The following is a 22,088-nucleotide window of genomic DNA, read 5'->3' on the forward strand; positions in this document are numbered from 1 at the left end:
CGACGCCGCGCTCCCGCGCGAGATGACCCCTACCGAGGAGGAACGACAGCGTGACCTACGTCATCGCGCAGCCTTGTGTCGACGTGAAGGACAAGGCGTGCATCGAGGAGTGCCCCGTCGACTGCATCTACGAGGGCTCCCGGTCCTTGTACATCCACCCGGACGAATGTGTCGACTGCGGTGCCTGCGAGCCGGTCTGCCCGGTTGAGGCGATCTTCTACGAGGACGACACCCCGGACGAGTGGAAGGACTACTACAAGGCGAACGTCGAGTTCTTCGACGAGCTCGGTTCGCCCGGCGGCGCCTCCAAGCTCGGCCTGATCGAGCGGGACCACCCCTTTATCGCGGCGCTGCCGGCGGACATCAACCCGCAGCACTGACGAAGCCGCCCCGGCCCCGTACGGCCTCGCCGTACGGGGCCGCGACGTTCGCCGTCCCCGCCATCTCCCGGACGGACCACCAGCACCAGAGAGCGAGCGACCCGTGAGCCCCGTCTCCTCCCGCCTCCCCGTCTTCCCCTGGGACCGCCTCGAGCCCTACAAGGCCACCGCCGCCGCCCACCCGGACGGCATCGTGGACCTGTCCGTCGGCACGCCGGTGGACCCGGTGCCCGCGGTGGTCCAGCGGGCCCTGGCCGCGGCCGCCGACAGCCCCGGCTATCCCACGGTGTGGGGCACGGCCGCGCTGCGCGAGGCGCTGACCGGCTGGGTGGAACGCAGGCTGGGCGCGCGCGGGGTGGCGCAGGAGAATGTGCTGCCGGTGGTCGGCTCCAAGGAGCTGGTGGCCTGGCTGCCCACCCAGCTGGGCCTGGGCCCGGGCGACAAGGTGGCCTACCCGCGGCTGGCCTACCCGACCTATGAGGTGGGCGCCCGGCTGGCCGGCGCCGACCCCGTGGTCTACGACGAGCCCACCGAGCTGGACCCCAGCGGGCTGAAGCTGCTGTGGCTGAACTCCCCGTCCAACCCCACCGGCCGGGTGCTCTCCGCCGAGGAGCTGCGCCGCACCGTGGCCTGGGCGCGGGAGCACGGAGTGCTGGTGGTCAGCGACGAGTGCTACCTGGAGCTGGGCTGGGAGGCCGACCCGGTCTCGGTGCTGCACCCGGAGATCTGCGGCGGCTCCTTCGAGGGGCTCGTCGCGGTCCACTCGCTCTCCAAGCGCTCCAACCTGGCCGGCTACCGGGCCGCGTTCATCGCCGGTGACGCTGCGGTGCTGGGCGAGCTGCTGGCGATCCGCAAGCACGGCGGGATGATGGTCGCCGCCCCGGTGCAGGCGGCCACCGTGGCCGCGCTGGCCGATGACACGCATGTGGCCGAGCAGCGCGCCCGCTATGCCCACCGCCGGACCGCGCTGCGGGCCGCCTTCGAGGGCGCGGGCTTCCGCATCGAACACAGCGAGGCGTCGCTCTACCTGTGGGCGACCCGCGACGAGCCGTGCTGGGACACCGTGGCGGACCTGTCCAAGCGCGGCATCCTGGTGGCTCCGGGGGAGTTCTACGGCGCGGCGGGCGAGCGGTTCGTGCGGATTGCCTTCACCGCCACCGACGAGCGCGTACAGGCGGCGGTCCAGCGGCTGTCCGAGTAGGGCTACGCCGCGCCGCCCGGCGTGACTACGCGCAGGGGCCCGGGAGATCTCTCTCCCGGGCCCCTGTGACGTGCTGGTGGCGTGCCTGCTCAGCCGAGGGAGGGCAGGGTGTGCGGCAGCTGGTCGGTGACGCCCGCGCCGCCGCCGGTCAGGCCGCCGCCCTTGGTGACGCCCTGAGCGGCGCCGCCGACGGCCGAGCCCGCGGAGCCCGCCAGCTCACCGGTGGTCCGCTGGGTGGTCCTGGCGGTCTTGCCGACGGTGCCCACCGCCTGGCCGGTGGCCGGAACGGCGGTGTGCGCCGCCTTGCCCGCGACATCCGTCGTCATGGCACCGGCCTGCTGGGAGGCACCCTCCACGGTGTTGCCGAGGTGGGTACCGTCCACCGCGGTCAGCCCGCCCAGGTCGGGGGCCTGGGCGAGGTCCGCAGCGTTCGCGGCACCGGCCGCGCCGACAAGCGGAGCGGCACCCGCTGCGACGAGCAGGGCCGCCCGGGCGATGCGACGCGTGAGGGGGAGGGACATGTTGCTCCTTCGACGGTTGCGATCCTTTGCTGTCCGGCGAGCGGACGCAGTGACTACGGCCTGAGCCCCGGGAAGGTTGCGGTGCGCCAAGGTAAAGAGTGAGCAATGCGTCGCATTATCGGCTCTATGAACAATCGGGCAATCCCGGCCCGGCGCGGGTGGGCGTATTAAGCCGACAACCCTTTGTTGTCCAGGAGCGTTCGCCGAACACGGCCCTGGTGGGCCTCATCGGTGGCCATGGCAACCTGCCGCACCGCCGGATGCCCCGCACGGGGGCGCCTTCGCACTACTGCGCGGTGGTGATCCGCACCTCGGCCGAGGAGTCCTGGGTGTCATCGGCCTTCTGCCAGCCGGCCCGGGAGCTCTTGGCCGTCCACTCCCGGCCGTTGAACACCACCCGCTCGATGCGCAGTTCGGCCGCGTGCGCCACCGCCCAGGAGGCCAGCTCCCAGCCCTGCCGCTGCACCGCGTCCTGCTCCGTGGAGACGGGCCGCACCTGCTGGACGGGGACCGCCACGGTGCGCGGGCCGCCGGCCGAGCCGCCCTTGCCGCCGGAGCCGGCCGGACCGGAGGGCTCCACCGTCCCGGCGAACTCCTTACGGAGCTTGCTGCGCACCGCTCCCGGATCGCCCGGCTTGCCGTCGCTGGGGCTGGTCGAGCAGGTGAAGGCGGCGCCCATCCGGCCGGTCAGCGCGGCCGACAGCCGCGTGGCGTCCGTCTCATGCTTGGCGTACGCCTGCGGGAAACCGCTGTGCTGCACCCGCTGCGCGGCCACCGTCAGCGGCAGCCGGGACCAGCCCGGCACCTGCTTGAGCTGGTCGTAGAACGCCCCGGACGAGTACACCGGGTCGGTGATCTGCGCGGCCGTGCCCCAGCCCTGGGTAGGCCGCTGCTGGAACAGCCCCAGTGAATCCCGGTCGCCATGGTGGATGTTGCGCAGCCCCGACTCCTGCATGGCGGTGGCCAGCGCGATGGTCACCGCCCGCTCGGGCAGCCCCCGGGTGGTGCCCACCGCCGTGATGGTGGCGGCGTTGACAGCCTGTTCGGGGTCGAGCGAGTACGTCCCGCCATCGGCCGTGGCGGTGCAGCGGGGGGCACCCGGGCCACCCGTCAGGAAGTGCGCCACCAGGTAGCCGATCAGCGCCAGAAGCACGGCACAGGCGGCCGCGACACGCAGCAGCCGGCCGCGAGAGGTGACGGGGATCCGGGACATGCGGCCCACGTTACTTGACGGACGGGAAGAGAGTCCGAGCCGGGCGGGCCCGTCGCGGCGGCGGCTAGAGTCACCTCCATGGAGCACGCCGCACTGGACCTGTCCCTGGACGCCGCCGCCCTGACCGCCCGCCTGGTCGACTTCCCGTCGGTGAGCGGCACCGAGCGGCCGCTGGCCGACGCCATCGAGCAAGCCCTGCGCGGCCTGGGGCACCTGACGGTGCACCGGCTCGGCAACAACATCGTCGCCCGCACCGAACTCGGCCGCGCCGAGCGGGTGGTGCTGGCCGGGCACATCGACACCGTGCCCATCGCGGACAATATGCCCTCCCGGCTGGACGGGAACGGCATCCTGTGGGGCTGCGGCACCAGCGACATGAAGTCCGGGGTGGCGGTGCAGCTGCGCATCGCCGCCACGGTGTCCGCGCCCAACCGCGACCTCACCTTCGTCTTCTACGACAACGAGGAGGTCGCCGCCCACCTCAACGGCCTGGGCAAGGTCGCCGAGGCCCATCCCGACTGGCTGGCCGCCGACTTCGCGGTGCTGCTGGAGCCCTCCGACGCCCAGGTCGAGGGCGGCTGCCAGGGCACCCTGCGGGTGCTGCTGCGCACCAAGGGCGAACGGGCCCACTCCGCGCGCTCCTGGATGGGCTCCAACGCCATCCACGCCGCCACCCCCATCCTGGCCCGGCTGGCGGCCTATGAGCCCCGGCGGCCGGTGATCGACGGGCTGGAGTACCACGAGGGCCTCAACGCGGTGCGCATCGAGGGCGGCGTGGCCAACAACGTCATCCCCGACGAGTGCATGGTGACGGTGAACTTCCGCTACGCGCCGGACCGTACGCCCGAGCAGGCACTGGAGCACATCCGCGAGGTGTTCGCCGGCTGCGGGGTGGACGAGCTGGTGGTGGACGACCACTCCGGCGGCGCCCTGCCCGGCCTGGCCCACCCCGCGGCGGCCGCCTTTATGGAGGCCGTGGGCGGCACCGCCCAGCCCAAGTTCGGCTGGACGGACGTCTCCCGGTTCAGCGCGCTGGGCGTGCCCGCGGTCAACTACGGCCCCGGGGACGCGCTGTACGCGCACAAGCGGGACGAGCATGTGGCGGTGGAGCGCATCCACCACTGTGAGCAGCGGCTGCGGGCCTGGCTCACCGCCTGATCCCCCGGCCTCGGGTGTCCTAGGCTGAACCGCACGATCCTTTCCCGCCGACGGGCGGGCGGGGCCAGGCGGAGGGAGCACACCGATGGTCAACTCCGAGGGGGCGCGCGTGCGACGGGAGCAGCGCCGCGGGCCGGTGCTGCGCCGGCACGGGCAGATGCAGCAGGGCACCACCGACCAGCATCTGCTGGACACCAGAGGCACCGCGGACTGGGTGCACGAGGACCCTTTCCGGGTGCTGCGCATCCAGTCCGAATTTGTGGAGGGCTTCGGGGCGCTGGCCGAACTCCCCCCGGCCATCAGCGTGTTCGGCTCCGCCCGCACCCAGCGGGGCAGCGCCGAGTACGAGGCGGGGGTGGCCATCGGGCGGGGTCTGGTGGAGGCCGGCTTCGCGGTGATCACCGGCGGTGGCCCGGGGGCCATGGAGGCCGCCAACAAGGGGGCGATGGAGGCCGGCGGCGTCTCCGTCGGCCTGGGCATCGAGCTGCCCTTTGAGCAGGGCATCAACCCCTATGTGAACCTGGGGGTGGACTTCCGCTACTTCTTCGTCCGCAAGACCATGTTCGTCAAGTACGCCAGTGGCTTTGTGGTGCTGCCCGGCGGACTGGGCACGCTGGACGAGCTGTTCGAGGCGCTGACCCTGGTGCAGACCAAGAAGGTCACCCGCTTCCCCATCGTCCTCTTCGGTACCGACTACTGGCGCGGACTGGTCGACTGGCTCCAGAACACCCTGGTGGCCCAGGGCAAGGTGGGAACCCAGGATCTGCACCTGTTCCATGTGACGGACGATGTGGAAGAGGCGGTCGGGCTGGTCACCAAGGAGGCGGGGCCGTAACCGCCGCCGGGTTGCCGCCCCGGTGCGGCCCCGCCGCGCGGGCTAGGCCAGCCCGCGCCGGGCCACCGCCGGCGTCCGGTGCCCGGCGATGGACGCCACCATGTCCAACACCTGCCGGGTTTCGGCGACTTCATGCACCCGGTAGACCCGGGCGCCCAGCCAGGCCGAGACCGCCGTGGTGGCCAGGGTCCCCAACAGCCGTTCCTTGACCGGCTTGTCCAGCGTCTCGCCCACAAAGTCCTTGTTGGACAGCGAGACCAGCACCGGCCACCCGGTCGCGGTCATCTCGCCCAGCCGCCGGGTCGCCTCCAGCGAGTGCCGGGTGTTCTTGCCGAAGTCGTGCCCGGGGTCGATAAGGATCCCGTCCCGCCGCACCCCGAGCCGCTCGGCCCGCTCGGCCAGCCCCACCGTTACCCGCAGGATGTCCGCCATCACATCCTCGTACTCGGTGCGGTGCGGCCGGGTACGCGGCTCCACGCCCCCGGCATGGGTGCACACCAGCCCGGCCCCGTACCGTGCCGCCACCTCGGCCAGCCGGGGATCGACCCCGCCCCAGGCGTCGTTGAGCAGGTCCGCGCCCGCCTCGCACACCGCCTCGCCGACCTCGTGCCGCCAGGTGTCCACACTGATCACCACATCCGGGTGACGCCGGCGCACCTCGGCCACGAAGGAGACGGTGCGCCGGGCCTCCTCCTCGGCGGTCACCTCGGCGCCGGGCCCGGCCTTCACCCCGCCGATGTCGACGATGGCGGCACCCTCGGCAATGGCCTGCGCCACCCGGGCCAGCGCCGGCTCGTCCTGGAAGGTGGCGCCCCGGTCGTAGAAGGAGTCCGGCGTCCGGTTGACGATCGCCATGATCACTGGTTCCTGAGCGTCGAACTCGCGTCGTCCCAGCCGCAGCATTTCCCGCACTCCCTCTCGATGGTCCCGAGCGACCTTAACCGTCAGTGCGGCATGGCACGATCGGAGTGAACGGATCGACAGGGGAGATGGTCGTGTTCTGGTTCTTGCTCATCGCGCTGATCGTGGTGGTCGGCGCGGTCACGCTCGCCGTGCTGGGCGGGCGCGGCGGGGTGCTGCCCGAGGCTCCGCCGGACCGGATCGCCTGGCCGCTGCCCCAGGGGCGGCCGCTGGCCCGCGCGGATGTGGACGCACTGCGCCTGCCGGTGGTGCCGCGCGGCTACCGGATGGCGGACACCGATGATGTGCTGGACCGGCTGGCCGCCGAGCTGGCCGAGCGGGACGCCCGGATCGCCGAGCTGGAGGCGGCGCTGGCCGGGGCCCGGGCGGCCGCCGAGGTCCCCCCGCGCCGTCCGGACACCGGCCCGGGCGCCCGGGAGGACGAGCGGCCGCGCGATGCCCGGCCGGGTCCCGGGCAGGACGGCGGTGAGCGGTCATGACCGGGCGGGGAACGGTCCTGGGGCCGGACGGGCTGGCGCGCTGCCCCTGGGGCCTGGAGGCCGAGTCGATGGCGGACTACCGCGCGTACCACGACACCGAGTGGGGCCGCCCGGTGCACGGGGACGACGCCCTCTATGAGCGGATATGTCTGGAGGGCTTCCAGTCCGGGCTGTCCTGGCTGACCATCCTGCGCCGCCGGGAGGGCTTCCGGGCCGCCTTCGCCGGGTTCTCCATCGCCGCGGTGGCGGCCTTCACCGAGCAGGACGCCGAGCGGCTGCTGGCCGACCCCGGCATCATCCGCAACCGCGCCAAGATCGCGGCGGCCATCGGCAATGCGAGGGTCGCCGCCGCTTGGGGGCCGGGGGAGCTGACGGAGCTGGTCTGGTCGTATGCGCCGGAGCCCAAGGCGGCGCCGCGCACCACCGGGGATGTGCCGGCGGTCACCCCGGAGTCGACCGCCCTGTCCAAGGAACTGCGAAAGCGCGGGTTCCGGTTTGTCGGGCCGACGACGGCTTATGCGCTGATGCAGGCCTGCGGTCTGGTCGACGATCACTTGGCGGACTGCCATGTGCGGGGGGCGAGCGCCCGTTAGCCGGGTGCGGGCCGGTGGGGGTTGATCGCGCAGTTCCCCGCGCCCCTTACGGGGCGCTTTCGGTCACCTTCGGGTGCGGGCTGTCGGTGGCTGGTCGCGCAGTTCCCCGCGCCCCTGAGGGGTGCTCCCCTCATCGGCCCACGAACCGTGGCTTCTCCTTCTTCAGGAAGGCCTCCACCGCGATCAGGTGGTCCTCGGAGTCACCGGCCACCGACTGCAGCCGCTCCTCCACGGCCAGGGTCTCGGCCAGCGAGTGGTCCGCGCCATGGGCCACCGCCTCCTTGAGCGCGGCATAGGCGCCGGTCGGGCCGTCGGCCAGCCGGCGGGCCACCGCCAGTGCCCGGCCGGCCAGCTCGGCCGCGGGCACCACCTCGTTGGCCAGGCCCAGCCGGTGCGCCTCGGCGGCGTCCACCGAGCGCGGGAAGAGCAGCAGGTCCATGGCCCGGCCGTGCCCCACCAGCCGGGGCAGGGTCCAGGACACCCCCGAGTCGGCGGTCAGCGCCACCCCGGCGAAGGAGGTGTTGAAGCTCGCGGTGTCCGCCACCACCCGGTAGTCCGCCGCGAAGGCGAAGCCCGCCCCGGCGCCGGCCGCCACCCCGTTGACCCCGGCCACCACCGGCTTGCGCATGCCGGCGATCGCCAGGGTGATCGGGGTGTAGTGCTCCCGGACCGTGTCCATGGTCCCGGCGGTACCCCGCTCCCGGTGCTCGGTGAGGGTGGTGATGTGCTCCTTGAGGTCCTGCCCCACACAGAAGGCGCGTCCGGTGCCGGTCAGCAGCACGGCCCGTACCGCGGGGTCCTCGGCGGCGTCGCGCAGGGCGTCGCGCAGCGCCACCTTGGTGGCGGTGTCCAGCGCGTTCATGGCCTCGGGGCGGTTGAGAGTGATCGTCGCAAGCGAGTCGGTCACCTCGTAGAGCACGGTGTCGGCCATGGGGCGTCCCCTCTTCTGTGATTCACCGGCGTCGGTCGCCGCGGGCCAGCTTGCCCGAGATCATCGGGGACCGATATGTGACCTGCGTCAAAGAATCGGGTCCCGGCAGGGGAACCGGTCCGGGGCAGCGGCGGCGGGCAATCGGCGAATTGAGTGGTTTTGCCGGATCGAGTTGCCGAAGGGATGCCGACCGATGTTGGTCATTGGGTCGCACGATGCGGGATAATGGCCTGGAAGCAATGTGTTCGATGCCGGTGACACGTGGGTTGTCGGCTGCGACGGGCTGGTTTCAGGAAGGGGAACGAGCATGGCGGCCATGAAGCCGCGGACGGGCGATGGCCCGCTCGAGGTGACCAAGGAGGGGCGGGGCATCGTCATGCGGGTTCCGCTCGAAGGCGGCGGTCGTCTCGTCGTCGAGCTGACCCCCGATGAGGCCAAGGCTCTCGGTGAGGCCCTGGATAAGGTCGCCGTCTGACCTCAGTCAGGCCTCGGTCTTTCACTGCCCCGGCAGGCCGCTCACGCGGCCCCGGGGCAGTGGCGTACGCGGAGCCGGCCGGCCCCGACGGTACGGTCGCCGGCGCTCAGCCGCGCCGGACCGCGCACAGCAGCCCGTCGCCCACCGGCAGCAGGGACGGCAGCAGCACGGTCGACTCCCGTACCATGCGCAGCAGTTCGCGCAGGTGCTGGACCTCGGCCGGCGGAATGGCGGTGTCCACGGTGCGGCCGTCGGCGAACACGCCCTCGAAGCAGACCAGTCCGCCGGGCCGCAGCAGGCGCAACGATTCCGCTAGATAGTCCAGGTACTCCAGCCGGTCTCCGTCGCAGAACACCAGGTCGTATCCGCCGTCGGCCAGGCGCGGCAGCACCTCCAGGGCGCGGCCGGGGATAAAGCGGGCCCGGTTGCCGGCGAACCCGGCGGCGCGGAAGGCCTGCCGGGCGAACTGCTGGCACTCCGGGTCGCTGTCCACGGTGGTCAGCACGCCGTCCGGGCGCATTCCGTGCAGCAGGTGGAGACCGGAGACGCCGGTGCCGGTGCCGATCTCGGCGACCGCTTTGGCGTCCACCGTCGCGGCGAGCAGGCGCAGCGCCGAGCCGGTGCCGGAGGACACCGAGGGCAGCCCGGCCTCCAGGGCCCGCTCCCGGGCCCAGCGCAGTGCCGCGTCCTCGATGTGCTCGACGCCGTACGCATCGGCGAACGCCCAGCTCATCTGCCGGTTGCCGGTAATGGCCCTCTCCTGTCCCCATGGATCGACGCAACCGTGACTGTATCCGCTGCCCCCGGGAACCCGCAGATGGGACCGCGCGTTAGGAGGGGAAGAACAGCATGAGCACGCTGAACGGAGAGGGCGGGCAAGGGGCGTTGGGGGGTTCGGCGGCGGAGCCTCGGACCAAGACCAAAAAGCGGGTCAAATTTCCTTATCCGGAGCTAACGGGCGAGGTGGATATGGTAGGGGCTCCACTGGACACCACCAGAGCCGACAGGGGAGGTGCGGCTACGGCCGTCGACCGTCGGGGAGTGCTGAGGCGCTTTCTCAGGTCCGCCGTCGAGCCGAAATCCGTGACCAACACCGCTGACCGCCCAGGCCCGCACGACTCCGCCACCGCGACCTTCGCCACCGATGCGGATCCGGCGGCGTGGACTCCTCCCACCTGGGAGGAGATTGTCAGCACCCACAGCGCACGGGTCTACCGCCTCGCCTACCGTCTGACCGGTAATCAGCACGACGCCGAGGACCTCACCCAGGAGGTCTTCGTCCGCGTCTTCCGCTCGCTGTCCACCTACACTCCGGGGACCTTCGAGGGGTGGTTGCACCGCATCACCACCAACCTCTTCCTGGACATGGTCCGCCGCCGGCAGCGCATCCGCTTCGACGCGCTGGCCGATGACGCGGCCGAGCGGCTCCCCAGCCGTGAGCCCTCTCCCCAACAGCACTTCAACGACACCCACTTCGACGCGGACGTCCAGCAGGCGCTGGACACCCTGGCGCCGGAGTTCCGCGCCGCGGTCGTCCTGTGCGACATCGAGGGTCTGTCGTACGAGGAGATCGCGGCCACGCTGGGCGTCAAGCTCGGCACCGTGCGCAGCCGTATCCACCGGGGCCGTTCCCACCTGCGCAAGGCGCTCCGGCACCGCTCGCCCGCCGCCCGGGCCGAGCAGCGTGCGGTGGCCGCGGTGGCTCCGGGTGTTCCGCTGAGAGGGGAGGTCGGGATCGCGTGAGCGGTTCAGGCGGTCAGTCCCCCGCCGAGCAGCATCTCGGCGACCGCCTCGCGGCCCTGGTCGACGGCGAGTTGGGGCATGACACGCGGGAGCGGGTGCTGGCGCACCTGGCGACCTGCTGGAAGTGCAAAGCGGAAGCCGACGCCCAGCGCCGGCTCAAAAGCGTGTTCGCGGAGGCCGCGCCACCGCCGCTCTCCGAGGGCTTGCTGGCCCGGTTGCAGGGCCTGCCGGGTGCCGGCCTCGGCGGTGAGGACGACGAGCCGGGCGGGCCGGATTCCGGGGGCCGGGGAAAAGGCGTTTTCGGCGTCCGGGCCGAGGCGTACGCCCTGCTTCCGGCCCCGGGGAGAGCCCGTGACCGTGGCTTTCGGATCCATGAGGTCGGACGCTCGCGCGGCCGCCGGTTCGCCTTCGCGGCGGCCGGTGCGGTGTCGATCGCGGCCTTCGCCCTGGTCGGGGCCCAGCCGCTGGAGACGGCGGTGGAGGCCCCGCGGGCCCGGGCCGAGGACCCCCAGGTTTCGGCCACCTCCCTGGCCTGGGCCCCGCGTTCCGGTGCCGCCGGCGGCCGGCGGACCGGACCCGTGACGACCGGCACCCGCCCGCTGCGGCCCATGGGGCCGCCGCTGCCGCGCACCCTTGTGGCGACACCTCCGCCCCTCCCGACGCCACCGCCCTCGGTGGACCGGATCCACGCCGTTCGGTGATGCGCACCTGACAGGCCGGGTGCGCTGTGTCCGTCCGTCCGGACCTGGTTGAATCGCTGGTGGGCCGCGCATCCCAGGGGGTGTGGCAGGCCCGCCGGACGAGCTGTGGGGGAGAGGGATGGACGAGGGGAAGGCGCCGGCTGCCGGCGCCAAGCCGCACTGGTGGAGCCGTCCGCGTCAGCCGGTGGATGACGCGACCGGCGCGGAGCGGCCGGAGGCCCTCGGCGGGGAGCAGACGCCCTCCGGTGCGGCTGCCCCCGCGGACGCCGCGCCCCCCGTCGATGCACCCCTGCACGCGCCGGATCCCTATGGCACGCCGCCGTACGGCCACCCCGGTCCCTGGGCGCCCGCTCCTCCGGTCCAGCGCCCCACACCGACCCCGCCGCACGGCACCATGGCTCCGTTCCCCGGCACCCCGTTCCCGCCCCCGCCGGCCGCGCCGGCTCCGGGCGGCACGGAGGTGCCCCCGGGCGCCCCGGCCGCGCCGCCCACCGGCCTTCCCGCCGTCCCGCCGCCCCCGGCCGCTCCCGGTAACGGGCCGGTGCCGACGGGCGGTTCGCCCGTGCCGCCGCCGGGGGCCGGTGCCCGGTCCGGGACCTTTGACCTGCCGCCCGGCGCACCCCTGCCGCCGGGCACCCCGGCCGCGTCGTCCGCCGGCGGCTTCGCCGCCGCCCCGCCGGGTGGGGCGGCTCCCGCCTCCCCGGCCGGTCCGGCGGCGCACCCCGGAGCGCCACTCGGCACCCCACCGCCGCAGGGGCCCTGGCGGTATGACCCCTGGGCCCAGGACAGCCGGCCGCCGGAGCCCGGTGCCAAGGCGGCGCCCGGGCGGAACAGGATCATCGGCGGGGCGCTGCTGGTGGCACTGGTGGCGGGCGGCGTCGGCGGCGGCGTCGGGGCGTATCTGGAGCGCGACGGCCGGATCGGCCAACATGTGACCTTGCATCAGTCCCGGCCGGACCTGGGGGACCGCGACCCCGGCAGCGTGGCCGGGATCGCCGCCCGGGTGCTGCCGGGCGTGGTAACCATCCATGTGCGCGGCAGCAGTGCCCAGGGCACCGGCACCGGCTTTGTACTGGACAAGCAGGGCCACATCCTGACCAACAACCATGTGGTGGAGCCAGCCGGATCGGGCGGCGCCATCACGGTGACCTTCAACGGCGGGCAGACCGCCAAGGCCACCGTGGTGGGCCGGGACGGCGGCTACGACCTCGCCGTGATCAAGGTCGCCGGGGTCTCCGGGCTGACCCCGCTCCCCCTGGGCAACTCCGACTCGGTCCGGGTGGGCGACTCCGTGGTCGCCGTGGGAGCGCCCTTCGATCTGGCCGGCACCGTCACCACCGGCATCATCAGCGCCAAGGAGCGCCCCATCACGGCCGGCGGCCACAAGGGCGATGGCAGCGATGTCAGCTATGTGGACGCGCTGCAGACCGATGCCCCGATCAACCCGGGCAACTCCGGCGGCCCGCTGGTGGACGCCAGGGGCCGGGTCATCGGCATCAACAGCGCCATCCGCTCGGCCGGCGACTCCGAGTCCTCGGGCGGGCAGGGCGGCAGCATAGGACTGGGCTTCGCCATACCCGTCAACCAGGCCAGGCGGGTGGCCGAGGAGCTGATCAACACCGGTAAGGCCACCCATCCGGTGATCGGCGTCTCGCTGGACATGGAGTACTCCGGTGACGGGGCCCGGGTGAACGACAAGAGCGCCGGCGCGGTCACCCCCGGCGGCCCGGCCGACCAGGCGGGCATCAAGCCACAGGACGTGATCAAGAAGGTGGATGACGTGCCCGTGCACAGCGGCCAGGAGCTGATCGTCAGGGTGCGCAGTCACCGCCCGGGTGACCGGCTCACCCTGACGGTGGAGCACGCCGGGCAGCAGCGGACCGTCCGGCTCACCCTGGGGTCCGCGGACGCCGGCTGACCCGGGCGGCCGCCTCCCGGCCGGCCCGTTCCCCCGTTGTTGGCCTGGGCGTCTCCCGCCGGACCCGTCCGGCCAGGTACCGTGATAGGCGGCCTGACCCGTGGCCGCCCACGATCAAGGAGCTGCAAGGTGCTCGACATAGGACCTCTCGAGCTGGTCTCGCTCGTCGTCCTCGCCATCCTGATCTTCGGGCCGGACAAGCTGCCCAAGATGATCCAGGATGTGTCGCGCACCCTGCGCAAGGTCCGGCAGTTCTCCGAGAACGCCAAACAGGACATCCGCTCCGAGCTGGGACCGGAGTTCAAGGACTTCGAGTTCGAGGACCTCAATCCGAAGACGTTCGTCCGCAAGCAGCTGGAGAAGGACGAGTACGGGCTCAAGGACATCCGCAACGGCTTCGACCTGCGCTCCGAGGTGGGCGAGGTCACCGACGCGGTGAACGGACGGGAGTCCCAGGAGACCCCGGCCCCCGCGGCCGGCGGCCCGGACCTGGTGAAGAAGCCGCAGCGGCTGCAGCCGGGCGAGCGCCCTCCGTTCGACGCCGACGCCACCTAGGACGCCCTGGAACGCGCGCCGCCGGGTTCGCCCGGCGGCTCTCCCTTACGGATCAGCGCGGGCCCCGTATGCCGGGCGCCATTGACGCCGGTGGCTATCCTCCCTTTGTTTGGGGTGACGTAGCCCGTTGTAACGGGCCGGACACGACCACGGGCCAATGAGGAGGCACCGCGCAGATGGAGACCACGAGTCGGGCCGCGACGGCCGCAGCGTCCGCGGAAGACTCCGCGCCCCAGGAGGTGCCCCGGCACCAGCCCGGCATCCGGCGGTCGGTCGACGGCTATCTGCTGGCCTCGTTCCCCTGGTACGGCCTGGACGAGGCGTTCACCGGCCGGCGCTGGCTGATGCAGGTCGGCACCGCCGCGGACGGCACCATCGAGCATGGCTCGACCGGCCATGGCACCGAGCCCACCCTGCGCACCGACTGGAACGGCAAGCCGGACAAGGCGGCCCGCACCGAGAAGTTCTCCGGCGCCCAGCGCTTCGCCGTGGTGGTGACGGTCGCCAGCCGCCCGGTACGCCGCAGCGCCGACGGCACCGGAGTGCTGGAGGCCACCTCGGTCTCCTCGGCGGCCTGGCTGGCCGGCTCGGGCCTGCTGTCCTACACCTGGCCGGCCCATATGGAGCGCGCGCTGCGGCAGAGCTGGCTGGACCAGCAGACCACGCTGGCCTGGGAGCTGGCCGACCACCTGGACGAGGAGCCCTGGAGCACCCTCTCGCTGCCGGTGGACGGGGTGGCCACCGACTTCCGCTACCGGGAGTCCGACTACGGCTGGGTGCTGGCCGGCTCCGCCCAGGACGGAGCCGTCAACATCGGTGCCTATGGCCGTGGGATGAGCGCGTACGGCATGGGCTTCGCGGTGGTCAGGGACATCACCGACTACGGGCGCTGAGGCGCCCGCCCGGGAACCCGGTTCAGAACTTGTTGCGCGGCGTGATGCCCAGCGACATCCCGGACAGCCCGCGCTGCCGGCCGCCCAGCCTGCCCGCGATGGCGCGCAGCGCGCTGCCCGCCGGGGAGTCCGGGTCGGTGAGCACCACCGGCTTGCCCTCGTCGCCGCCCTCGCGCAGCCGGACGTCGATCGGGATCTGCCCCAGCACGGGGACGGTGGCGCCGATGGTCCTGGTCAGCCCGTCGGCCACCATCTGGCCGCCGCCGGTGCCGAAGACGTCCACCATCTCGTCGCAGTGCGGGCAGGGCAGCCCGGACATGTTCTCCACCACGCCCACGATCTTCTGGTGGGTCTGCACCGCGATGGACCCGGCGCGCTCGGCGACCTCGGCCGCGGCCTGCTGAGGGGTCGTCACCACCAGGATCTCGGCGTTGGGCACCAGCTGGGCCACCGAGATGGCGATGTCACCGGTGCCCGGCGGCAGGTCCAGCAGCAGCACATCCAGGTCGCCCCAGTAGACGTCCGCCAGGAACTGCTGCAGCGCCCGGTGCAGCATGGGGCCGCGCCAGACCACCGGGGCGTTGCCCGGAGTGAACATCCCGATGGAGATGACCTTCACGCCGTTCGCCGAGGGCGGCATGATCATGTTCTCCACCTGGGTGGGCCGGCCCTCCGCGCCCAGCATCCGCGGCACCGAGTGGCCGTAGATGTCCGCGTCCACCACGCCGACCTTGAGGCCGTCCGCGGCCATCGCGGCGGCCAGGTTGACGGTCACCGAGGACTTGCCGACGCCGCCCTTGCCGGAGGCCACACAGTAGACCCGGGTCAGCGAACCGGGCCGGGCGAAGGGCACCTCGCGCTCGGCCTGGCCGCCGCGCAGCGCGGCCGCCAGCTCCCGGCGCTGCTCATCGCCCATCACATCCAGCTCGACGGTCACACCGGTGACGCCTTCGACGCCCTCCACCGCCTCCCGCACCCGGGTGGTGATGGTGTCGCGCATGGGGCACCCGGCCACCGTCAGATAGACCGCCACCGCGACCGTGCCGTCCGCCGCGATCTCCACGGATTTGACCATGCCCAGTTCGGTGATCGGCCGGTGGATCTCGGGGTCGTTCACCGTCGCGAGCGCGGTGCGCACCGCCTCTTCGGCGGGGACGGAAGCCTGGGTTTCGGTAGCCATGCCCTGATGGTACGGCGCACCACCGACCCCTCGGAAAGGGCGGTCAGCGGTCGCGTTCCTCACTCTCCTGCGGGAATACCCGGCGCTGTTCCATCTCCTTGATCAGATCCTGGAACTCGGCGCGGATCCAGTCGCGGGTGGCGACCTCGCCCAGGCCCATGCGCAGCGCGGCGATCTCCCGGGTGAGGTACTCGGTGTCCGCGATGCTCCGCTCGTTCTTCTCCCGGTCCTGCTCCAGGTTGACCCGGTCCCGGTCGTCCTGCCGGTTCTGGGCCAGCAGGATCAGCGGGGCGGCGTAGGAGGCCTGGAGGGAGAGCACCAGGGTCAGGAAGATAAAGGGGTACTGGTCGAAGCGCACACTCATCGGCGCCGAGGTGTTCCAGACCACCCAGATCACGATGACGACCGTCATCCAGATGATGAACCGGCCGGTGCCCAGGAAGCGGGCGATCTCCTCCGAGGTGCGGCCGAACGCCTCCGGGTCGTACTCCGGCAGCCAGCGCCGTCGCTTGACCTGCGGCTGGTCCAGCCGGGCGCGTGGCGGCCGGTGTGGGGTGGTGGCGGAACGCTCCTTGGCGCGTTCCTTGGGCCGTTCGGCGCGGGGGATGAGCCCGAACTCGCGGGCGCGGTCAGTGGCCATGGTCCGCCTCCGGCATCTCGCTCATCTCGCTCATGCCCAGCGCTCCCTGGTGCAGTTCCGTCTCCCGCCAGTCCTCGGGCAGCAGGTGGTCCAGGACGTCGTCCACGGTGACCGCGCCCAGCATCGAACCACTGGCGTCCACCACCGGCGCGGCGACCATGTTGTAGGTGGCCAGATAGCTGGTGACGGCGGGCAGCGGGGTGTCCGGGGCCAGCGGCCGAAGATCGGTATCGGTGATCGAGCCCACCAGGGTGGACGGCGGGTCGCGCAGCAGCCGCTGGAAGTGCACCAGGCCCAGGTACTTGCCGGTGGGTGTCTCGTCCGGCGGCCGGCACACATAGACCTGGGCGGCCAGCGCGGGGGACAGGTCGGGGTTGCGCACCCGGGCCAGCGCGTCGGCGACGGTGGCGTCCGGGCGCAGCACGATGGGCTCGGTGGTCATCAGGCCGCCCGCGGTGTGCCACTCATAGGACATCAGCCGGCGTACGTCGGCCGCCTCGTCCGGCTGCATCAGCGTCAGCAGCCGTTCCTTGTCCTCCTCGGGCAGCTCGGACAGCAGGTCGGCGGCGTCGTCCGGGTCCATCTCCTCCAGGACGTCGGCGGCCCGCTCCTCCTTGAGCTTGCCGAGGATCTCGATCTGGTCGTCCTCGGGCAGCTCCTCCAGGACGTCCGCCAGCCGGGCGTCGTCCAGCGCGGCGGCCACCTCGGCGCGGCGCTTGGGGGAGAGGTGGTGCAGTACGCCGGCCAGGTCGGCGGGGCGCATCTGCTCAAAGGTGGCCACCAGGTTGGCGGCCCCCTGGCCGTGCTCCTCCAAGGAGAAGCCGGTGACGGCGGACCACTCCACGGTCAGCTGCTCGCCCTTGCGGCGCAGCGGTCCGGTCTTGCCGACCCGGACGAAGACCTTGTCGATCTGCCAGTCGCGCCGGGACTGGAGCTGGGTGATGCTCACATCCAGGACGGTGGCCTCCTGGCCGGTGTCCACCAGCTTCACCTTGCGGTCCAGCAGTTCGCCCAGCACCAGGGTCTCGCTGGGGCGCTGCTCGAAGCGCCGCATATTGATCACGCCGGTGGTGATTACCTGGCCGGATTCCACACCGGTCACCCGGGTCATGGGGATGAAGACCACCCGCCGGCTGGCCACCTCGACCACCAGGCCCAGCACGCGCGGTGGCCGGGCGCCGATCCGGAGCATGGCCACCACGTCGCGGACCCGGCCCACCCGGTCGCCGTTGGGGTCGAAAACCGCCACCCCCGACAGGTGCGAAACAAACACCCTGGCGCTCGCCGCCATGCCGCGCACCTCCCTTGGGACCCTCTGGCCGCTTCCGGCCATGTGATGTGTCCTGTTCAGGCTAACGTGGCCGGTTGCACGCTGCCGCAGCGAGGGCCCGGACGGCCGGTGGCACGAGTACGCTGCCCTACTCCGGGCGTCGCCGGGCCCATGACGGGAGGCAGGAGCACAGGTGCGAACGCGGAACGCGGCCGGGGTGATGGCCCTGTGCCTGGGGCTGGCCACCGGGCTGACGGCCTGTGGCGGGGGCGAGGACCCCGACGCGGGCACCAATGGCGTGGGCAAGCTGGCCCCCGCGACGATCCAGGACAAGGCGCGGGCGGCGGCCCGGCAGGCGGACGCGGTCCATCTGTCCGGCAGTGTGCTGTCCGGCAGCGCGGGCGGCCAGGGCCGCAGCTACCGGATCGATATGCGGCTGAAGAAGGACGGCGGCACCGGCCGGGTCACCTCCGACGCCGGCTCCTTCGAGCTGCTGCGGGCCGGCGACGAGCTGTTCCTCAAGGCGGACGGGACCTTCTGGAACCGTGGCGACGGGGCCACCGGCGGCGCCGGCGCGGCCGGCAAGCTCAACGGCAAGTATGTGAAGGTGCCCACCGGCGACCCCGCCTACCAGCAACTGCGCGGCTTCACCGACAAGAACGTGCTGCTGGACGGCCTGCTGGGCCTGCACGGCAAGCTCTCCCGCGGTGCGCACACCACGGTCGGGGGCGTCCGCGCCATCCGCGTCAACGGCACCGACGCCAAGGGCACCGGCGGCACCCTGGATGTCTCCCTGGCCGGGGAGCCCTACCCCCTGCGGGTGCGCCGGGCCGGTGGCGCCGGGCAGGTGGAACTCGGCGAGTGGGGCAAGGACTTCGCGCTGTCCCTGCCGGAGAAGGGGCAGCGGGTCGACTTCGGGGGCGCGGGGGCGGGCAGCCGGATCCCGACGGGGAACTGAGGCCCGTTACGGCCGGCCGCGCCGCCGCCCGCGCAGCAGCTTCGGCAGCGCGGCCGGCATGGGCCGCCGCGTGGTCACCTCGGTCGGCAGCGGCACGGCCGCCAGCGAGCCATCCGGCGACGGTGCGGTGTCGCCCGTCGGCTCCAGCCGCAGCACCCGGCACTCGGCCGCCCACCGCTCCTCAAGGCCCTCCGCGTCAGGAGCGTTGAGCCGCTTGCCCTTCAACTCGGCCACGGCGGCGGCCCAGTTGTCACTCCGGGCGGGCAACTCGCCCACCCGGGCGGCCCAGTTGACCAGCCGCCCGCCCTGGTCCTTGCTGCGCACCATGACCATCGCGGAGGCGCCGTCGGTCAGGCCGAGATCGTCCAGCGGCTGCTCACCGGGTCCGCCCACCACACAGGCGGCGCCCTCGTGCCAGACATGCCACAGCGCACGGGCGGGCCCCACCGGTCCCCGCACCCAGATGAGGCCGGACTTCTTGGTGGCCTCTTCGATCAGTGCCTGCGTCAGCGTCATACGCTCACTCTATGACCCCGCCCAGCCACCGGGCGCCCCAGGACTACAGCCACCCGTTGCGCTTGAAGCCCCGGTGGATCGTCACACAGATCGCCACCGTGACCACCATCACCAGCGGGTACCCGTACTTCCAGTGCAGCTCCGGCATCTCGTCGAAGTTCATGCCATAGACCCCGGCGATCATCGTCGGCACCGCGCAGATCGCCGCCCAGGACGTGATCTTGCGCATGTCCTCGTTCTGCGCCACCGAGGCCTGGGCCAGATTGGCCTGGAGGATCGAGTTGAGCAGGTCGTCGAAGGACACCACCTGCTCATGCACCCGGTCCAGGTGGTCGGCGACATCGCGGAAGTACTTCTGGATATCGGGCTCCACCAGCCGCACGGTCCGCTCGCTGAGCAGCCGCATCGGCCGCATCAGCGGGGTGACCGCCCGCTTGAACTCCAGCACTTCCCGCTTGAGCTGGTAGATCCGCCCCGCGTCACCGCCCCGCGAACCCCCCTTGCCGGCCGGCGAGAAGACATCGATCTCCACCTCGTCGATATCGTTCTGCACCGCGTCGGCGACGGCTATATAGCCGTCCACCACCTGGTCCGCGATGGCGTGCAGCACCGCCGACGGGCCCTTGGCCAGCAGCTCCGGGTCGTCCTCCAGCCGCAGCCGCAGGGCGCGCAGCGAACCCTGGCCGCCGTGCCGCACGGTGATGATGAAGTCCTCGCCGAGGAAGCACATCACCTCGCCGGTCTGCACCACCTCGCTGGTGGCGGTCAGTTCGGCGTGCTCCACATAGTGGATGGTCTTGAAGACCGTGAACAGGGTGTCGTCATAACGCTCCAGCTTGGGCCGCTGATGCGCGTGCACCGCGTCCTCCACCGCCAGCGGGTGCAGCCCGAACTCCTCGGCGATACCGGCGAATTCCTGCTCGGTGGGCTCATGCAGCCCGATCCAGGCGAAGCCGCCCTCGGCCCGTACCCGGCGCATCGCCTCCGCCGGACCGCAGTGCGCGCCCACCCGCCGGCCCCCGCGGTAGACCGCGCAGTCCACCACCGCACTGCCCGCGGCGGGGTGGCACGGGGCCGGGTACGGCCCCGGGGTACCGGCCCGGCGCAGGGCGGGGCGGACGGCGGCGCGCAGATCGCGGATCATCGACAAGACGGGCTCCATTCACGGGCCGGCCGCCGGCCGGGGCGCGGGTGCGGCGGCGCCGGGACGGGCACGCGCGAGGGGCGTATGTCCACAGGGCGGTACCGGGCGCGGAGCCGGCGGCGGTTCGCAGAGAACGTGCAAACGGGAGGTGGCGGCGTTCCCCCGTCAAGTGCCGCGGGCGCGAAGGGAGTTCCGTTTTCCGGTGGCGAAGGGCCGGACGGGAAGCGGTCAGCTCACCGGGTGCGGGTCCGGGGCGGGCGGACGGGAGAACTGTCGGTACTGCACGGTCGACCAGGATCCATCGCAGCCCCACCTCCTCCGGCCGGTCCCCCTGGGGACAGTCATGTCTCGCTGACCAGCGGCCAAGGCTAGCAGCCGGGTTGACACCCCTGTCCCCCCTTGGTGTGTTCGATACTCGTTCTATGCTCGGCACATGTCTGATGTGCTCGCCCTGGTCGAGGCCCGGCTGTGCTCCGCGCTCGGCGACGTGGATGCCCGTGCCGCGGTGACCTTCCTCGGTACGGACCGCATCGAGGTCCTCCGCTTCACCGGCCATGCCGGTGACGATGTGGTCCGCTACGCCACCCTCGGTATGTCCGCCCAGCCGATGACGGACCCCACCTCAGCCCTCGCCGACCCGGTGCGCGGTCCGCGCGCGGAGCTCGTCCTCTCCGTGCGCCCCGGCCGCGCGGACACCGACCAGGTGCTGCGCCCGCTGGCCGTGCTGGCCGCCTCCCCCCAGGTGGAGGGCGTGGTGGTGGCGCCGGGCGCCTCGCTGGACACCGGGGAACCGCTGTGGCCGGGTGCCCCCTTCACCTCGGTCCTGGTCGCCGAGCCCGGCGGCCTGGTCGAGGACCTGGAACTCCCCGAGCCGATGGACCCGGTCCGCTTCCTCCCCCTCCTCCCGATGACCCCCAATGAAGCGGCCTTCAAGCGGGTGCAGGGAGCGGCCGCCCTGGAGGAGCGCTGGTTGCGCCACGGCACCGACCTGCGCGACCCGCTACGCCGGGGAGTGCCGCTGAGCTGAGCGGCCCGGTGAGGGGTGCGGGGCGGCTGCGTGATACGGCTCGCCGCGCGGGCGCGGTCAGCCACCGACGGCCCGCACTTGCAGAACGGCACCACCCCGGGATCGCCCCCCAAGCCGCGCATGCGAACTCCCTCCGGACGGGTGATCGTCCTTGACGCGGTGACGGGTCGGGGAGGACCGTTGGACCCTATGAGGGGCGAACCCAGTTGCCCGAAGTGCGGTGGCCGGGTGCGAGCGCCCGGTCTCTTCGCCGACTCCTGGCAGTGTGCCGTGCACGGTTCGGTGCACCCTCTGCAGCCGGTCGTCCCGCCGAGCGTGGAAGCGCTGGCCGTAGTGATCAAGCGGGCCCGGGTCCCGGTGTGGATGCCCTGGCCGCTGCCGGTCGGCTGGCTGTTCACCGGTGTGGTCTGCGCCGGCGACGACCGAGGCGGTGGCCGGGCCACCGCGCTGGCCTGCTCCGGTCCCGGCCCCCTCGGCGGCCCCGGGGAACTGCTGCTGATCGCCGAGGAGCTGGGGGTGGGCCTGGGCGCCCGGTACGCCGGCATCGACGGACCCGACCCCGGGCCGTATATGAAAGTGGACGGTCCCCCGCAGGCCAGACTGCTGGCGGCCGGGCGCCCCAGCCACCTCTGGCATGTGGCGGGCGCGCCCGTCGACCGGGCGGTGTTCGCCGGTGAGGCGCGCGGGCTGTGGCTGTGGGCCATCGCCTGGCCGGAGACCTCGGCGCTGCTGATGTACGACGAGTTGGTGATCACCGACCTGCGGGACGCGGGCGCCGAGGTGGAACTGGTGCCCTGCGGGGCGCTGTCCCCGCGCATCCTGGCGCCCTGAGGCTG

Annotated in this window: 25 protein-coding genes; 15 read left to right on the top strand and 10 right to left on the bottom strand. The window is 72.5% G+C overall.

Features of this window, described 5'->3' with window-relative positions:
* Positions 1 to 50 precede the first annotated feature (50 nt).
* Positions 51 to 380: a ferredoxin gene (fdxA, locus tag ACIHFE_RS05390; protein WP_400104482.1), complete on the top strand. Its 330-nt coding sequence runs from the start codon at positions 51 to 53 to the stop codon at positions 378 to 380.
* 103 nt (positions 381 to 483) lie between these two features.
* Positions 484 to 1,581: a succinyldiaminopimelate transaminase gene (gene dapC, locus ACIHFE_RS05395; protein WP_400104483.1), complete on the top strand. Its 1,098-nt coding sequence runs from the start codon at positions 484 to 486 to the stop codon at positions 1,579 to 1,581.
* Positions 1,582 to 1,670: 89 nt separating this feature from the next.
* Here dapC and ACIHFE_RS05400 read toward each other — a convergent pair whose 3' ends face one another.
* A complete protein-coding gene (locus ACIHFE_RS05400; protein ID WP_400104484.1) occupies positions 1,671 to 2,102 on the bottom strand; it encodes an ATP-binding protein in 432 nt (143 codons plus the stop codon).
* Positions 2,103 to 2,388: 286 nt separating this feature from the next.
* On the bottom strand, positions 2,389 to 3,315 hold the full coding sequence (locus ACIHFE_RS05405; RefSeq protein WP_400104485.1) for a hypothetical protein: 927 nt from the start codon (positions 3,313 to 3,315) through the stop codon (positions 2,389 to 2,391).
* Between the two features lie 78 nt (positions 3,316 to 3,393).
* On the opposite strand from ACIHFE_RS05405, the gene dapE reads away from it, so the two are divergent.
* Together dapE and ACIHFE_RS05415 are read left to right on the top strand one after the other, a co-directional pair.
* Positions 3,394 to 4,473, top strand: coding sequence for a succinyl-diaminopimelate desuccinylase (gene dapE, locus ACIHFE_RS05410; RefSeq protein ID WP_400104486.1), 1,080 nt, complete (start codon positions 3,394 to 3,396; stop codon positions 4,471 to 4,473).
* A gap of 85 nt (positions 4,474 to 4,558) precedes the next feature.
* Positions 4,559 to 5,308, top strand: coding sequence for a TIGR00730 family Rossman fold protein (locus ACIHFE_RS05415; RefSeq protein ID WP_400104487.1), 750 nt, complete (start codon positions 4,559 to 4,561; stop codon positions 5,306 to 5,308).
* Between the two features lie 42 nt (positions 5,309 to 5,350).
* Here ACIHFE_RS05415 and folP read toward each other — a convergent pair whose 3' ends face one another.
* Positions 5,351 to 6,211: a dihydropteroate synthase gene (gene folP, locus ACIHFE_RS05420; protein ID WP_400104488.1), complete on the bottom strand. Its 861-nt coding sequence runs from the start codon at positions 6,209 to 6,211 to the stop codon at positions 5,351 to 5,353.
* An 86-nt stretch (positions 6,212 to 6,297) separates the two neighbouring features.
* Between folP and ACIHFE_RS05425 the strand changes: the two genes are divergently transcribed.
* Together ACIHFE_RS05425 and ACIHFE_RS05430 are read left to right on the top strand one after the other, a co-directional pair.
* A complete protein-coding gene (locus tag ACIHFE_RS05425) occupies positions 6,298 to 6,708 on the top strand; it encodes a hypothetical protein (RefSeq protein ID WP_400104489.1) in 411 nt (136 codons plus the stop codon).
* Positions 6,705 to 7,301: a DNA-3-methyladenine glycosylase I gene (locus ACIHFE_RS05430; protein WP_400104490.1), complete on the top strand. Its 597-nt coding sequence runs from the start codon at positions 6,705 to 6,707 to the stop codon at positions 7,299 to 7,301. The genes ACIHFE_RS05425 and ACIHFE_RS05430 overlap by 4 nt, the downstream gene beginning before the upstream one ends.
* 130 nt (positions 7,302 to 7,431) lie before the next feature.
* Here the strand turns inward: ACIHFE_RS05430 and ACIHFE_RS05435 are convergent, their stop codons facing one another.
* On the bottom strand, positions 7,432 to 8,232 hold the full coding sequence (locus ACIHFE_RS05435; RefSeq protein ID WP_400104491.1) for an enoyl-CoA hydratase/isomerase family protein: 801 nt from the start codon (positions 8,230 to 8,232) through the stop codon (positions 7,432 to 7,434).
* 307 nt (positions 8,233 to 8,539) lie between these two features.
* On the opposite strand from ACIHFE_RS05435, the gene ACIHFE_RS05440 reads away from it, so the two are divergent.
* Positions 8,540 to 8,707, top strand: a complete 168-nt coding sequence (locus ACIHFE_RS05440; protein ID WP_400104492.1) for a DUF3117 domain-containing protein — start codon at positions 8,540 to 8,542, stop codon at positions 8,705 to 8,707.
* A 106-nt stretch (positions 8,708 to 8,813) separates the two neighbouring features.
* Here ACIHFE_RS05440 and ACIHFE_RS05445 read toward each other — a convergent pair whose 3' ends face one another.
* On the bottom strand, positions 8,814 to 9,440 hold the full coding sequence (locus tag ACIHFE_RS05445; protein ID WP_400104493.1) for an O-methyltransferase: 627 nt from the start codon (positions 9,438 to 9,440) through the stop codon (positions 8,814 to 8,816).
* A 236-nt stretch (positions 9,441 to 9,676) separates the two neighbouring features.
* Between ACIHFE_RS05445 and sigE the strand changes: the two genes are divergently transcribed.
* The 5 genes from sigE (at position 9,677) to ACIHFE_RS05470 (ending at position 14,517) form a co-directional block, all read left to right on the top strand.
* Positions 9,677 to 10,450 carry an RNA polymerase sigma factor SigE gene (gene sigE / locus ACIHFE_RS05450; protein ID WP_400104494.1) on the top strand — a complete coding sequence of 258 codons (774 nt, stop codon included), beginning with the start codon at positions 9,677 to 9,679 and terminating at the stop codon, positions 10,448 to 10,450.
* On the top strand, positions 10,447 to 11,151 hold the full coding sequence (locus tag ACIHFE_RS05455; protein ID WP_400104495.1) for a zf-HC2 domain-containing protein: 705 nt from the start codon (positions 10,447 to 10,449) through the stop codon (positions 11,149 to 11,151). Before sigE ends, ACIHFE_RS05455 begins: the two co-directional genes overlap by 4 nt.
* 118 nt (positions 11,152 to 11,269) lie before the next feature.
* Complete coding sequence (locus ACIHFE_RS05460) at positions 11,270 to 13,069, top strand: S1C family serine protease (protein ID WP_400104496.1); 1,800 nt, start codon at positions 11,270 to 11,272, stop codon at positions 13,067 to 13,069.
* Positions 13,070 to 13,198: 129 nt separating this feature from the next.
* Complete coding sequence (locus tag ACIHFE_RS05465) at positions 13,199 to 13,624, top strand: sec-independent translocase (protein WP_400104497.1); 426 nt, start codon at positions 13,199 to 13,201, stop codon at positions 13,622 to 13,624.
* Between the two features lie 176 nt (positions 13,625 to 13,800).
* The gene (locus ACIHFE_RS05470; protein ID WP_400104498.1) at positions 13,801 to 14,517 is read left to right on the top strand and encodes a hypothetical protein; all 717 of its coding nucleotides are present in this window, start codon (positions 13,801 to 13,803) and stop codon (positions 14,515 to 14,517) included.
* Between the two features lie 22 nt (positions 14,518 to 14,539).
* Here ACIHFE_RS05470 and ACIHFE_RS05475 read toward each other — a convergent pair whose 3' ends face one another.
* The 3 genes from ACIHFE_RS05475 to ACIHFE_RS05485 are packed head-to-tail and all read right to left on the bottom strand — an operon-like array spanning position 14,540 to position 17,628.
* Positions 14,540 to 15,697, bottom strand: a complete 1,158-nt coding sequence (locus tag ACIHFE_RS05475; protein ID WP_400104499.1) for an Mrp/NBP35 family ATP-binding protein — start codon at positions 15,695 to 15,697, stop codon at positions 14,540 to 14,542.
* A 43-nt stretch (positions 15,698 to 15,740) separates the two neighbouring features.
* The gene (locus ACIHFE_RS05480; protein ID WP_400104500.1) at positions 15,741 to 16,337 is read right to left on the bottom strand and encodes a DUF1003 domain-containing protein; all 597 of its coding nucleotides are present in this window, start codon (positions 16,335 to 16,337) and stop codon (positions 15,741 to 15,743) included.
* Positions 16,327 to 17,628 carry a magnesium transporter MgtE N-terminal domain-containing protein gene (locus ACIHFE_RS05485; protein WP_400104501.1) on the bottom strand — a complete coding sequence of 434 codons (1,302 nt, stop codon included), beginning with the start codon at positions 17,626 to 17,628 and terminating at the stop codon, positions 16,327 to 16,329. Before ACIHFE_RS05485 ends, ACIHFE_RS05480 begins: the two co-directional genes overlap by 11 nt.
* A 172-nt stretch (positions 17,629 to 17,800) precedes the next feature.
* On the opposite strand from ACIHFE_RS05485, the gene ACIHFE_RS05490 reads away from it, so the two are divergent.
* Positions 17,801 to 18,565 (top strand): hypothetical protein, encoded by a 765-nt coding sequence (locus ACIHFE_RS05490; RefSeq protein ID WP_400104502.1) that lies wholly within the window; start codon positions 17,801 to 17,803, stop codon positions 18,563 to 18,565.
* Between the two features lie 6 nt (positions 18,566 to 18,571).
* On the opposite strand, the gene ACIHFE_RS05495 is transcribed toward ACIHFE_RS05490, so the two are convergent.
* Together ACIHFE_RS05495 and ACIHFE_RS05500 are read right to left on the bottom strand one after the other, a co-directional pair.
* Positions 18,572 to 19,081, bottom strand: coding sequence for a hypothetical protein (locus ACIHFE_RS05495; protein ID WP_400104503.1), 510 nt, complete (start codon positions 19,079 to 19,081; stop codon positions 18,572 to 18,574).
* Positions 19,082 to 19,124: 43 nt separating this feature from the next.
* On the bottom strand, positions 19,125 to 20,231 hold the full coding sequence (locus tag ACIHFE_RS05500) for a magnesium and cobalt transport protein CorA (protein WP_400104504.1): 1,107 nt from the start codon (positions 20,229 to 20,231) through the stop codon (positions 19,125 to 19,127).
* Positions 20,232 to 20,658: 427 nt separating this feature from the next.
* Between ACIHFE_RS05500 and ACIHFE_RS05505 the strand changes: the two genes are divergently transcribed.
* Together ACIHFE_RS05505 and ACIHFE_RS05510 are read left to right on the top strand one after the other, a co-directional pair.
* Positions 20,659 to 21,252 (top strand): suppressor of fused domain protein, encoded by a 594-nt coding sequence (locus tag ACIHFE_RS05505; protein WP_400104505.1) that lies wholly within the window; start codon positions 20,659 to 20,661, stop codon positions 21,250 to 21,252.
* A 189-nt stretch (positions 21,253 to 21,441) separates the two neighbouring features.
* The gene (locus ACIHFE_RS05510) at positions 21,442 to 22,083 is read left to right on the top strand and encodes a DUF6758 family protein (RefSeq protein WP_400104506.1); all 642 of its coding nucleotides are present in this window, start codon (positions 21,442 to 21,444) and stop codon (positions 22,081 to 22,083) included.
* Positions 22,084 to 22,088: the final 5 nt, after the last annotated feature.

This window comes from Streptomyces sp. NPDC052396 (assembly GCF_044593195.1).
In the GTDB taxonomy this organism is placed as follows: domain Bacteria; phylum Actinomycetota; class Actinomycetes; order Streptomycetales; family Streptomycetaceae; genus Streptomyces.

Coding starts and splice junctions, on each gene's coding strand:
- ACIHFE_RS05400 (WP_400104484.1), bottom strand. CDS start 2,102: ATGTCCCTCCCCCTCACGCGTCGCATCGCCCGGGCGGCCCTGCTCGTC.
- ACIHFE_RS05405 (WP_400104485.1), bottom strand. CDS start 3,315: ATGTCCCGGATCCCCGTCACCTCTCGCGGCCGGCTGCTGCGTGTCGCG.
- dapE (WP_400104486.1), top strand. CDS start 3,394: ATGGAGCACGCCGCACTGGACCTGTCCCTGGACGCCGCCGCCCTGACC.
- ACIHFE_RS05415 (WP_400104487.1), top strand. CDS start 4,559: ATGGTCAACTCCGAGGGGGCGCGCGTGCGACGGGAGCAGCGCCGCGGG.
- folP (WP_400104488.1), bottom strand. CDS start 6,211: ATGCTGCGGCTGGGACGACGCGAGTTCGACGCTCAGGAACCAGTGATC.
- ACIHFE_RS05425 (WP_400104489.1), top strand. CDS start 6,298: ATGGTCGTGTTCTGGTTCTTGCTCATCGCGCTGATCGTGGTGGTCGGC.
- ACIHFE_RS05430 (WP_400104490.1), top strand. CDS start 6,705: ATGACCGGGCGGGGAACGGTCCTGGGGCCGGACGGGCTGGCGCGCTGC.
- ACIHFE_RS05435 (WP_400104491.1), bottom strand. CDS start 8,232: ATGGCCGACACCGTGCTCTACGAGGTGACCGACTCGCTTGCGACGATC.
- ACIHFE_RS05440 (WP_400104492.1), top strand. CDS start 8,540: ATGGCGGCCATGAAGCCGCGGACGGGCGATGGCCCGCTCGAGGTGACC.
- ACIHFE_RS05445 (WP_400104493.1), bottom strand. CDS start 9,440: ATGAGCTGGGCGTTCGCCGATGCGTACGGCGTCGAGCACATCGAGGAC.
- sigE (WP_400104494.1), top strand. CDS start 9,677: ATGGTAGGGGCTCCACTGGACACCACCAGAGCCGACAGGGGAGGTGCG.
- ACIHFE_RS05460 (WP_400104496.1), top strand. CDS start 11,270: ATGGACGAGGGGAAGGCGCCGGCTGCCGGCGCCAAGCCGCACTGGTGG.
- ACIHFE_RS05470 (WP_400104498.1), top strand. CDS start 13,801: ATGGAGACCACGAGTCGGGCCGCGACGGCCGCAGCGTCCGCGGAAGAC.
- ACIHFE_RS05475 (WP_400104499.1), bottom strand. CDS start 15,697: ATGGCTACCGAAACCCAGGCTTCCGTCCCCGCCGAAGAGGCGGTGCGC.
- ACIHFE_RS05480 (WP_400104500.1), bottom strand. CDS start 16,337: ATGGCCACTGACCGCGCCCGCGAGTTCGGGCTCATCCCCCGCGCCGAA.
- ACIHFE_RS05485 (WP_400104501.1), bottom strand. CDS start 17,628: ATGGCGGCGAGCGCCAGGGTGTTTGTTTCGCACCTGTCGGGGGTGGCG.
- ACIHFE_RS05495 (WP_400104503.1), bottom strand. CDS start 19,081: ATGACGCTGACGCAGGCACTGATCGAAGAGGCCACCAAGAAGTCCGGC.
- ACIHFE_RS05505 (WP_400104505.1), top strand. CDS start 20,659: ATGTCTGATGTGCTCGCCCTGGTCGAGGCCCGGCTGTGCTCCGCGCTC.
- ACIHFE_RS05510 (WP_400104506.1), top strand. CDS start 21,442: ATGAGGGGCGAACCCAGTTGCCCGAAGTGCGGTGGCCGGGTGCGAGCG.